This window comes from Streptomyces sp. NPDC090083 (assembly GCF_044747445.1).
Classification (GTDB): Bacteria; Actinomycetota; Actinomycetes; order Streptomycetales; family Streptomycetaceae; genus Streptomyces.
In genome coordinates, this window is the sequence record NZ_JBIVED010000005.1 from 304,107 (window position 1) to 315,092 (window position 10,986).

The 10,986-nt window shown below is 74.5% G+C and carries 8 protein-coding genes; 5 read left to right on the plus strand and 3 right to left on the minus strand.

The window, feature by feature from the left end; translation table 11 throughout:
• Positions 1 to 3 precede the first annotated feature (3 nt).
• The 5 genes from ACIPTO_RS20820 to ACIPTO_RS20840 are packed head-to-tail and all read left to right on the plus strand — an operon-like array spanning position 4 to position 4,208.
• Entirely contained in the window at positions 4 to 768 is a 765-nt protein-coding gene (locus ACIPTO_RS20820) for an amidohydrolase family protein (protein WP_401194263.1), read from the plus strand.
• 32 nt (positions 769 to 800) lie between these two features.
• Positions 801 to 1,217 (plus strand): cytidine deaminase, encoded by a 417-nt coding sequence (locus tag ACIPTO_RS20825; RefSeq protein WP_401194266.1) that lies wholly within the window; start codon positions 801 to 803, stop codon positions 1,215 to 1,217.
• Positions 1,218 to 1,246: 29 nt separating this feature from the next.
• On the plus strand, positions 1,247 to 2,077 hold the full coding sequence (locus ACIPTO_RS20830) for a creatininase family protein (RefSeq protein WP_401194269.1): 831 nt from the start codon (positions 1,247 to 1,249) through the stop codon (positions 2,075 to 2,077).
• The gene (locus ACIPTO_RS20835) at positions 2,074 to 2,712 is read left to right on the plus strand and encodes a cyclase family protein (RefSeq protein WP_401194272.1); all 639 of its coding nucleotides are present in this window, start codon (positions 2,074 to 2,076) and stop codon (positions 2,710 to 2,712) included. Before ACIPTO_RS20830 ends, ACIPTO_RS20835 begins: the two co-directional genes overlap by 4 nt.
• Positions 2,709 to 4,208, plus strand: coding sequence for a gamma-glutamyltransferase (locus tag ACIPTO_RS20840; RefSeq protein WP_401194275.1), 1,500 nt, complete (start codon positions 2,709 to 2,711; stop codon positions 4,206 to 4,208). Before ACIPTO_RS20835 ends, ACIPTO_RS20840 begins: the two co-directional genes overlap by 4 nt.
• A 181-nt stretch (positions 4,209 to 4,389) precedes the next feature.
• Here the strand turns inward: ACIPTO_RS20840 and ACIPTO_RS20845 are convergent, their stop codons facing one another.
• The 3 genes from ACIPTO_RS20845 to ACIPTO_RS20855 are packed head-to-tail and all read right to left on the minus strand — an operon-like array spanning position 4,390 to position 10,924.
• Positions 4,390 to 6,252, minus strand: a complete 1,863-nt coding sequence (locus tag ACIPTO_RS20845; protein ID WP_401194278.1) for a hypothetical protein — start codon at positions 6,250 to 6,252, stop codon at positions 4,390 to 4,392.
• Positions 6,249 to 9,767: a DUF5682 family protein gene (locus tag ACIPTO_RS20850; RefSeq protein ID WP_401194280.1), complete on the minus strand. Its 3,519-nt coding sequence runs from the start codon at positions 9,765 to 9,767 to the stop codon at positions 6,249 to 6,251. The genes ACIPTO_RS20845 and ACIPTO_RS20850 overlap by 4 nt, the downstream gene beginning before the upstream one ends.
• A complete protein-coding gene (locus tag ACIPTO_RS20855) occupies positions 9,764 to 10,924 on the minus strand; it encodes an AAA family ATPase (RefSeq protein ID WP_401194283.1) in 1,161 nt (386 codons plus the stop codon). The genes ACIPTO_RS20850 and ACIPTO_RS20855 overlap by 4 nt, the downstream gene beginning before the upstream one ends.
• Positions 10,925 to 10,986: the final 62 nt, after the last annotated feature.

The following is a 10,986-nucleotide window of genomic DNA, read 5'->3' on the forward strand; positions in this document are numbered from 1 at the left end:
CGCTTGATCATCGACGCGTACAACACCACCCAGGACGTCCGCGGACGCTCCGACTACCTCACAGGTGTACGCAAAGGAGAGGCGCCGCCCCCGTACACGCCCTTCGAACCCCGGCGCATCCTGGACCGCATGGACGCCGCCGGCGTCGACATGGCCATGGTGTGCTCCCTCGCCCAGCGCATCGAGAACGACTTCATCAGCGGACTCGTCGCCGCCCACCCCGACCGGTTCTTCGGCTTCGGGCAGGTCCTGCCGCAGACCGACGACGCGGTCGAGGAGATCGACCGCATGGCCGACGCCGGACTCGTCGGCCTCAAGCTCCACCCGAGCCTGCACGGCTACCACGTCGCCGACCACGGCCTGCTGGACCCGGTGTTCGAAGCGTGCGCCCGGCGCGGTCTCATGGTCCTGATCAACGCCCTGGACGACTCCTTCTGCGCTCCGCTCGCCATCGAGGAGATCGCCCGAGACCATCCCCGAGTCCCGACGATCATCGCCCACATGGGCGCGGTCTGGAACGTCCCCGAGGCGATCATCGTCGCCGAACGGCAACCCCACGTGTACCTGGAGACCTCGGCCACGCTGATGAGCGACGTCAAGCGGGCCTACGCGCGTCTCGGCCCGGAGAAGATCCTCATGGGCAGCGAATGGCCCGGTTCCGACTTCGACCTGGAACGCATGAAGATCGCCAAGGCGATACCGGACGACAAGGACCGCGCGCTCGTCGAGGGCGGCACCATGGCACGTCTCCTCGGGCTCACCGCGTGAGTGCCGTCCGGTCGGTCGAGGTGCCGGCCGCCATGAGCGGAGAGGACGCCGAACTCCTCACCGTCGCACAGGAGTTGCTCACCCGGGTGTGGCGCGACGGCCGTCACGAGGTGGCCTCGGCGGTCCGCACCGCCGACGGGGCCGTGCACACCGGGGTCCATCTGGAGGGCTCCTGCCGGCGCAGTTCGATCTGCGCCGAGGGCGCCGCCCTGGGCGCGGCCCGCGCGGCGTACCCAGGGCACCTGCCGCTGTCCGTGACCTCGGTCGTCTCCGTCCAGATCAAGCCCGCCGGACGGTTCCGGGTGATCGCCCCGTGCGGGGTGTGCCGTGAACTGATCAGCGACTACAGCCCCGAGGCCGTCGTCTGGATCACCACGGTCGAGGACGACGTGGTGGTCCCCGTCCGCGCCCTGGACCTGCTGCCGGACAAGAGCCGACGCGCGTGGTGAGCACCGCGCGCGCAGAAGGAGGACACCCCATGACAGCACCAGTGACCGTCCCCACCGGACTCGACGTCGCCTCGCTCGCCGCCGAACTCGGCGGCACCGGCACGCCGGTGCGCTGGGAGGAACTGACCTGGCAGCAGGCCGAGTCGACCGTCGCCGCCCGCGACGCGGTGATCATCCCCGTCGGCGCGACCGAACAGCACGGCCCGCACCTGCCGTTGGCCGTCGACACCCTCATCTGCGCCGCCGTCGCGGACGGCGTCTCCGCGCTCACCGGCGTCCCGGTGGTGCCCCCGCTCAGCTATGGGGTCTCCGCCTCCCACGGCGACTTCGGCGGCACGGTGGCCGTGCGCCCCGAGACGATGATCGCCCTCGTCGAGGACGTCATCGACTCCCTGTACTCCTCCGGAGTCCGCCAGTTCATCCTGCTCAACGGCCACATCTGGAACAACGGCGCGCTCGACGTGTCCGCCGAGAAGCTCCGCGTGCGCCACCGCGACGCCCGCGTCCGTGCCCTCGGCTACGTGACGATGTACCCCGGCCCGGAGGTCGACGGGCACGTCCGCTACGGCCGGGCGCTCATGCACGCCAACTTCTTCGAGACCTCGGTCATGCTCCACCTCCACCCCGAACTGGTCCGGATGGACAAGGCCACCTCCCACGTCGACGTGGACTCCTTCTGGGACTACCGGATGGACCAGGTCAGCGAGACCGGCGTCTGGGGACGCGACGTCGCCGACGCCGACGCCGAGCACGGCGGCGAGGAGTTCGACCGCTGTCTGCTCACCACCGCCCGCGCGGTCTCCGCCGCCGTCCGCGAACCCTGGCCCGACCCCACCCACCGTCCCGGAGCGACCTCGTGAAGATCTACGACATCACCCTCCCCATCCACCCGGAGATGCTGCACTGGGGACGCAGGCCCGAGGTGGAGATCGTCGAGTCCCTCGCCGGCGGTGACGCCTCCAACGTCACCCGCTGGCGGCTGGGCGCGCACACCGGAACCCATGTCGACGCTCCCGCCCACTTCCGCGACGGGGCCACCCCCATCGACGAGGTGTCCCTGCACTCGCTCGTCGGCCCGGCCCTCGTCATCGACCTCACCCACGTCGAGGGTGACGTGGAACCGCACCACCTGGAGGATGCCGGCGCCGCCGGGCACACCCGCATCCTGCTCAAGACCTCCAACTCAGCCGGACCGCTCAAGGAGACCGAACGAGCCCCGAGCTGGGTGGGCCTGTCGCCCAAGGCAGCGGACTGGCTCATCGAGCACCACGTCGAACTCGTCGGCATCGACTACCTCACCATCGAGAGCCACCACCGCACCGACACCTGGGACGTCCACCACGCCCTCCTCGGCGCCGGCGTCCTCATCCTGGAGAACGCCGACCTGGACCAGGTACCGGGCGGGGTCTACGACCTGACCTGCCTGCCCGCCAAACTGGTCGGCGCCGACGGTTCGTTCGCCCGCGCGATCCTCACCACCCGGGACCGGTCATGACCACGATCGCGATCGCCGCCCCCCACCCCGCCGGCATCGAGGCGGCCCGCCGGGTCACCGCCGAAGGGGGCGGCGTCATCGACGCCGCTCTCGCCGCCGCGGCCGCGCTCACGGTGGCGTACCCCCACCAGTGCTCCCTCGGCGGCGACCTCGTCGCCCTGGTCCGCGACGGAACACGCGGCACCGTGCACGCCGTACTGTCGGCCGGAGCCGCTGCCGCGGCCACCGACCCGGTGGCACAGCGCGCGGCGGGGGCACGGATGCCCGGCGGCGGCGCGCAGACGGTGACCGTGCCCGGTGCGGTCGCCGGGTGGGCGGAACTCGCCCGCCTCGGGGCCCGGTTGCCGCTCGCCCGGGCGCTGGCCCCCGCGCAGGACATGGCCGACGCCGGGGTCCCGGTCAGCGCGGGACTGGCCCGCGCCGTCCGCAGCCGCCTGGACGTCGTACGGGCCGACCCCGGACTGTCGGCACTTCTGCTCGACAAGGCCGGACAGCCCTTGGACCGTGGGGACACCCTCCGGCAGCCCGCGCTCGCCGCGACACTCGGCGAACTCGCCGACAACTGGGGCCACTTCTACACCGGACCCACATCCCGGCGGCTGGTGGCGGCCCTGCGCGCCCGCGGCAGCCGGCTCACGCAGGAGGACTTCGCCGCCCACCGGGCACAGCTCACCGAACCGCTCGCCCTGACCCGCGACGGCGTCACCTGGTGGGCGGCCCCGCCCCCCAGCCAAGGCGTCAGCCTGCTCGCCGTGCTCGGCCAGGACGGCGACCGGCTCACCGCGGCCCGGCAGGCCGAAGTGAACCGCGATGCGCTGCTCGGCGATCCCCGCTGTGGCCCCGTCGACCTCGACGGACTGCTGCTGCGGGCACCCCGCGACACCATCGCGCTGCCCTCCGGACCCCGGCCCGCCGGGGACACGGTCGCGATCACCGCCGTCGACGACCGGGGCAACGCCGTCTCCCTCATCCAGAGCGTCTTCCAGACCTTCGGATCCGGCATCGCCGACCCCGCCACGGGCATCGTCCTGCACAACCGCGGCTCCGCCTTCAGCCTCGACCCGGCACACCCCGGCGCACTCCGCCCCGGCGCGCGCCCCGCCCACACCCTGTGCCCTGCGCTGGCCACCGCGCCGGACCGCGTCCTCGCCCTCGGCTGCCAGGGCGGCCGGGCCCAGGCGTGGATTCTGTCCCAGGTGGCCGAGGAACTCCTCGACACCGCCGACGCCGGCGCGCTCCTGGCCCGTCCGCGCTGGGTGATCGGCTCCCGCGACCTGAACCGGCCCCGGCCCACGCTCGTACTGGAGCCGGAGACCCCGGACGCGGAAGGCCTGACCGAGACCGCCCACGCGCTCGGGCTCACCGTCGACAGGACCCCGGGACCGCACGACGAGGCGGGGCACGTCCAGACGGCACGCCTGCGCGCGGGCACGGTCGACGCGGCGAGCGACCCCAGGGCGGACGGCACGACGGCACTGCTCACGACACGCGACTGACGACGGGACATCGCGCGCGCCAGGCCCGCGACCAGGCTCCGAATCAACACCGCGAACGCGGTGGCCACCATGGCCGCCACCACTACGCCCACGCCGTCGCCCCGGACAGGTTCCGGGGCGTACGACGGTCCGCCACGCACAGGTGACACAAGCGGCGGCGCGCCGAGCATCGGCCCGGCGGTCAGGCCGCGTCCGGCGGCTCCCAAGTGCCCCGGACCAACGCGCGTTCGGTGCCGGCCAGATAGACGGCCGCGGCGAGCCAGGCACGCGCGTATCCGTCCGGGTCGGCTTCCTCGGTGCGGCCGAACACATCGCGCCCGCGTCGGTCCGCCTCCGCCGCGAGGGCGTGGGACAGGTCCGCGGCCGTCCGGAATCCGGCCCGCCGCAGCGCTACGACGGCCCCGGCCCGGTCGCCGTCGCGTGCCGGCTCGGCCGCTGCCCTGCGTCCGCCGGACACCGCGACCTCGACCAGCCGCCGCAGCCGCCACAACGGCGCCTCGGTCACCGGGTCGGACGGGACTGCGGCTAGTCCGGCGGTCTCGGGGAACGCGTCGGCGGGCGGCAGATGGCTGCCCTCGATGCGGTCGTAGCCCAGGTCCGCGTGACCCTGCCACTCCGCGGGCAGCCGCAGCGTCGCCGTACCCTCGTCCGCCTCCGGTACGGGGCCGACGGCGAGCGGCCGTAGCGTCGCCGCGCGATCGGGGTCCAGGCGGCCGACGACGCGCAGCCGCAGTCCGGGGCGGGAGGCCAGGCGGCGCAGGTTCGCGGTGTGGGCGAGGTCGGGGTGACCGTTGGCCGGCAGCAGGCGGATCAGCGGGCCGTCCGGGTCCGCCCGGCCGGAGGTCAACTCCCGCGCCAGCAGGTGCTGTTCGACGACTCCGACGATGACCAGGTCACAGCCGATCAGCTCGCCGGCCGTCCGCTCGGCGCCCTCCGGGTCGCTCACCGGAGCGTTCCCGAGCCGGGCCGTGACGGCTTCGGCGAGGGGCCGGGCGAACAGGGCCGCCAAGGGGCCCGCGTTCCAGGACAGGCCCGCGACCGGAGTGGCCTGGACACCCTTGCCGGCCCCGAGACGGCCGTCCGAGGACAGCATCGCCCCCGAGATCAGCAGTCCGCCGCGGGAGAGCCCGGCGTGGTCGAGGCTGCCCGAACCGAGTGCGACCGTGGCCGTGGCGGCTCCGCGCGCACGGGCGGGTCCGCCCGGTTTCACGTCCGAGACGGTGAACCAGCGCCCGTCGTCGGCGATCACATGGGTGACCACTCCGCCGTAACCGGTCGCGGAGATCACCGGTTCCCGGCACACCCCGTGCACGCGCAACGCGCCCTCGGGCCGGTAGGCGCGGCGGGCGGTGCCGACCAGTGCCGGGGCCGGGTCGGCCGCCGCCAACAAGGCGGTGGTCAAGAGGAGTTCGCGCAGGTTTGCGACCAGGTCGGCCAGCCGGTGGCCGTCATGGCGGGATCGGGCGCCCCGCAGGCCGCGGACCACCCGCAGCGCCGCCGCCTCGGCGCGGTGCAGTCCGGCGAGGCGCGCGGTGTGCGAGGCGCGCAGCACCTCGGCCTGCGCGACCGCACCCGCCGCGGGTATCCCGACGGCCAGAACGGCCGCCGCGGCGGCCCACAGTGAGCGCGCGGCGGTCAACTGGGCGTCCGTGGGTCCCGGTTGAGGCTTGGGCTCGGTCCGGTCCGGCCCGGGTACCTGGGCAGCGTCGACGACTTCCGGCGGCTCGGCCTCCTGTGCCACGGTCGTCTCCGCGTCGGCCACCGGGCACGCACCGAGCACGGCGGCGCGGTGCAGACACCTCGGGGCCAGCAGGCAGCTGCACACGGCCTGCCCGGGGTCCGTGACCGTCCCGGCCGGGCCCGGAGTGAGGACGACCTCCGCGTCCTCGCCGCACCGCACCCGTCGTACGGCACCCTCGACGGTGACAGGTGCGGACGCGTACGTCTCGATCGCGGCGTCCAGCTTCTTGAGGAGCCGGGAGGTCAGGGCTTCGACGGCGGCAGCGGCCACCTCGGGTGCGACCGGGGGCAGTTCGGGGTTCATCGGGACTCTCCGCGGAGGCGTTCGCCCACCCAGCGGGCGAGGGCGAGAGGACTGAGGGCGGCGACGGGCATCCCGGCCGCGACGAGCTGCTGCGCCACCGGCACGGAGTAGCGCGGGGTGCCGGAGTCGTCCAGGGCGGCGCAGCCCATCAGGTGCACTCCGGAACTCGCCAACGCCCTTACCTCGCCCAGGAGTCCGCCCAGCGGGTAGCCCTCCTCGAAGTCGCTCACCACGACCACGAGGGTCCGGCTGGGCACGGTCACCAGGGAGCGGGCGTGGGCCAGTCCGGCCGCGATGTGGGTGCCGCCACCCACCCGCACCTCCAGCAGCAGGGACAGCGGGTCCTCGACCTTGTCCGTCAGGTCGATCACGTTCGTCGAGAACGCCAGGAAATGGGTGCTGAGCGTGGGTACCCCGCCGAGTACGGCGGCGGTCAGCGCCGACCAGATGACGGAGGCCTCCATCGACCCCGACACGTCGACGACCAGGATCAGCCGCCAGTCCGCCTCCTTGCGCGAACGGGTGCTGAACACCGGTCGTTCCGGCACGACAAGGGTGCTGCCGTCGGGCCTCTTTCGGGCGTGGGCCAGGTTCGCCCGCAGGGTGCGGGACAGGTCGATCCGGCCGCCCGGACGGCGGGTCGGACGGGGTGTGGCCAGTCCGGACAGCGCGGGCCGCAGCCGGGTGGCCAGCTCCTTGGCGAGTTCGTCGACCAGTCGGCGCACCAGCGGTCGCAGTCGGGCCAGTTGCTGTTCGGGCATCCCGCCCGCCAGCGACAGCACGGACGACAGCAGATCGACCGAGGGACGTACCGCGTCGGGGTCGAGTTCGGCCAGTACATCGCTACGGCCCTGATCGGCGGCGCGGGCGAGGACCTCCTCCCGCACCTCCGCGCCGAACAGCGCCTGGAGCTCCTCCGCCCATTCACGCGCGGTCGGGAAGGAGGCGTCCTGTCCGCCGCCGGAACCGCCGTCCCGGCCGAGATCCGAGGAGCCCTCGCCGCGGCCCCGGCCGTACAGCTCGTCGAGGGCGTGCGCGTAACGGCGTGCGCCCGGCGGCAGCTTGTCGCTCTCCCTGCCGAGGAGCAGCCGCCACCGGTCGGTCGGCGTGAGACGGAGTCCGTCACCGACCGGCCGGTCCGGCACCGGCGTGGGACGTGGGCTGACGGTCCCTGGCTCCGCGGCGTCGGCGGGCCGGGGCGTCGGGGCCGCCGACCGCAGCGCCTCCACCGCCGCACGGCCGGCCTCGTCCGCCGCCGCCCACAGGGCCAGCAGGCGCGGGGAGGCGGACAGGGTCAGGTCGACGCGGTCGCCGAGCCGCTCGGTGACCGTGTGCAGGAGACGGTCGCGGCCCGCCGGGCTGAGCGCGTCGAAGCCGCCGCGCAGGGCCGGCAGCCTGTCCAGGAACGCCTGGTCGCCGAGCGAGTCGATCCGGTCGAGGAGCGGGTCGAGTGCGCTCGGCGCCGACTGGAGCAGGGGTGCGGCCCCGGTCAGCAGTCCGGCGAGCCTGCGGGCGAGCGCGTGCCGTGCGTCGGGGCCGGTGGCGGCGTCGATCCAGCCGGCGGCCCGTGCGCCGAGGGCGTCCGCGTCGGCCAGGTCGAGGAGCACCCGGCAGGCGAGCGCGGCTCCCTGGACGAGCGGTGAACCGGTGTGCGCGAGGCCGTCCAGGGCTTCGTCCATGCGCAGTCCGAGCCGGTGGTCGGCGGCGCGGGTGGCGAGGGCGACGAGCGCGGCGGCCTCCTCCGGGTCGTCGCTGCCCGCCAGACCCGGCAGGGACCGTACGGCCGACTCCAGCAGGTCGGCGGCGAGCGCGCCCGCCGCCTGGCGGGTGCCGGGTGTGGTGCCGGGCAGGTGGTCCCGGCGCAGCGCCTCCAACAGGTCGAGTCCGGCGAGGAGTTCGGGGAGTGTCGCGGAGGCGGGCAGCACCTCGGCGGCCTCGGCCAGCCGCTCGGCGACCAGGGCGGGCAGATCGCAGCGGGCGGCGTCCCGGAGCCCCGTCAGGACGAGGGCGCAGGTGGGCCCGCCTTCCGCCGACTCCCGGCGGAAGGTCTCGCGCAGCGTGCCCTCGGCCGCCAGCGCCGCCGTCACGCCCCGCACGCCGGCCAGGTCGAGCCGGACGGGCACGGACGGCACCCACGCCAGCCGCCACCGCGTGGTGAGCGCGGCGGCGTCGCCCGTACCGGCGACCTCCACGCGCTCGCCGTAGCCGACTCCGCACACGTCGAGCCGTCCGAGGAGGATCTCGCGCCGGTTGTCGAGGGGTGAACGGAGCGGGTCCAGGCGCAGTTCGCGCGGAGCGGGGTCGTCGGGGCCGGGCAGTCGCAGGGCGGCGAGTTCGGCCTCGACGGACGGGGCGAGCCCGGAGCGCGGGGTGCCCGGTGCGACCCGGCCGCGCTCGGTGCCCACCAGGACCACTTCCAGGGCACGCGCGAGGGCACGGCCCCGGCCGAGCGGTTCGCCCTGTCCCATCACGGACGTCAGGGCCTCCAGCACCTCGCCCCGGCCCGGTGCGGGGAGTCCGCGCACCCGGGCGAGGTCGCAGGCCACCCGCAGTGTCTCGCGGGCCTCGCCGGTCCCCGCCGTGTGTCCGGCCGCGCGCAGCTCTCGGCACACTCCCGTGATGGCCCGCGCGGCGGCGTCGTGCAGCAGCTCGGGATCGCCCGCCGCGCCGAACACCGCCTGCTGCCAGCGCGGGTCGCGGATCCCGGCCGGATACCCGGACCGTGAGTCCAGCAGGTCGAACGCGTACGGGACCAGGGAGGTGACCACGGACGACGGCTCGGCGGGGAACACCGGTGCGGTCCCCTCCGGCCCCGCGCCTTCGGTCAGCGCCGACGCGTGGAAGGCGCCGATCACCGCCGCGACCCGGCGTCCGCCGGCCGCCGCGAGGGCGATCGTCTCCCGCATGTGTGCCTCGCGCGCCAGGTCCACCGCGGGTATCCCGCCCGACGACTCGGCGTCCTGGCGCAGCGCCCAGCCGACGCCGAGGGCGGCCCTGCGCAGCGACTCGGAGGAGCAGCCGGGGGCGAGGACCTCCACGCTGCGGTCCCACAGGTCGTCCCCGTCGCGACCGGTCCCGGCCGCGGTGAGCGCCTTCGCGAAGGAGGTGGGCGCCGGCCGGTCGGCCGCCTCGGTGTGCTCGGGAGCCGCCGCGTGCCAGCGCGGGTCGGTCATCGGCAGGTCGCAGCACACGACCTCCGCTCCGCGCTCCCGGGCCCAGCGGACCGCGGCGAGTTCGGGCGAGAAGTCGGCGAACGGGTAGAAGCCGAGCCGTCCGTCCGCACCGGCACCCGCGAGCGCCACCGGCGCGAGCGTGCCGGGCGCGCCGAGATGGGTCAGCCATGGCTGGAAGTCGACCGGCAGTTCCACGCAGACCACTTCGGCACCGGCCGCGTCCAGCAGCGCGGGCACGGCGGCAGCGAGGGCCGGGCTGTGGTGCCGTACGCCCAGCAGGTACGGCACCACCGAGTCGGCCAGGGCGTCGAGCGCGGCCCTGGGGTCCTGAGCGATCGTCACCGAAGGTTCTCCCGAAGGTCCCAGAGGCGGCGCCAGGTCGCCGAACCGTCCTCGGCGCGGCGGCGCACGGGTCCGTCCCAGTAGCCCAACAGGCGTGCGTGGTCGCTGGGGTCGTCCTTGCGGACCACACCCAGGAGATGGCCGGGCACCAGGTCGAGGGGGTCGCCGGAGGGCAGGTAGGCGGTGGCCACTCCGAGGGAGACGGCGACCTGGACCGCCTCCGCGGTGGACATGACCGTGCCGGGGCGCTCCACGTCCCAGCCCTCGGCCGAACGTCCCGCCCGCAGGTCGCGGAAGACGGTGACCAGGACGTCGAGCACCGCGTCGTCGACGTCGAAGGCGGCGCCCGCCCGCTCGACGGCCGCGACGGCCTGTCGTTTCACGAGCGCGCTCTCGGCGTCGACGTCCGCGATCGGGTGCACCGTCTCGAAGTTGAAGCGGCGCTTGAGTGCGGCGGACATCTCCGACACACCCCGGTCGCGCAGGTTGGCGGTGGCGATGACGGTGAAGCCGGGGGCGGCGGCGACCTGCGCGTCGTCCGTGCCGGACAGTTCGGGAACGCTCATCCGCCGGTCGGAGAGGATCGACACCAGGGCGTCCTGCACCTCGGGCAGGCAGCGGGTGATCTCCTCGACCCGTGCCACCGTGCCCGAGCGCATCGCGCCGAGCACGGGCGAGTCCACCAGCGCCTGGGGGGTGGGGCCCTGCGCGAGGAGCAGGGCGTAGTTCCAGCCGTAGCGCAGTGCGTCCTCGGTGGTGCCCGCGGTGCCCTGCACGGTCAGTGCGCTGGTGCCGCAGACGGCCGCCGCGAGCAGCTCGGAGAGCATCGACTTGGCGGTGCCGGGCTCACCGACCAGCAGCAGCCCGCGTTCTCCGGCGAGCGTGACGACGCACCGCTCCACCAGGGCGCGTTCACCGACGAACTTGGGGGCTATGACGAGTTCGCGGGGCAGTGTCTCGTGGGGCTTGGCGAGCTTGAGGGTTGCGCCCGCGCTGCCGCACACGAAGGTGATGACGGAGCGGGGTGTCAGTCGCCAGCCGGGCGGACGCGGGCCCTCGTCGTGGGCGGCGAGGAAGGCGAGTTCGGTGGCGTGGCGCTCTTCGGCGGGCAGGGTCTGCCGGTCGGGCAGGGCCGTCGCCGTGTCGGTCGGGGTCATGGATGTCCTTGCCGGGTAGGTCAATCGGTCGTTGGTGGAGGGGGCGCCGGTGGTTCCGGCGC

Coding starts and splice junctions, on each gene's coding strand:
- ACIPTO_RS20825 (WP_401194266.1), top strand. CDS start 801: ATGAGCGGAGAGGACGCCGAACTCCTCACCGTCGCACAGGAGTTGCTC.
- ACIPTO_RS20830 (WP_401194269.1), top strand. CDS start 1,247: ATGACAGCACCAGTGACCGTCCCCACCGGACTCGACGTCGCCTCGCTC.
- ACIPTO_RS20840 (WP_401194275.1), top strand. CDS start 2,709: ATGACCACGATCGCGATCGCCGCCCCCCACCCCGCCGGCATCGAGGCG.
- ACIPTO_RS20845 (WP_401194278.1), bottom strand. CDS start 6,252: ATGAACCCCGAACTGCCCCCGGTCGCACCCGAGGTGGCCGCTGCCGCC.
- ACIPTO_RS20855 (WP_401194283.1), bottom strand. CDS start 10,924: ATGACCCCGACCGACACGGCGACGGCCCTGCCCGACCGGCAGACCCTG.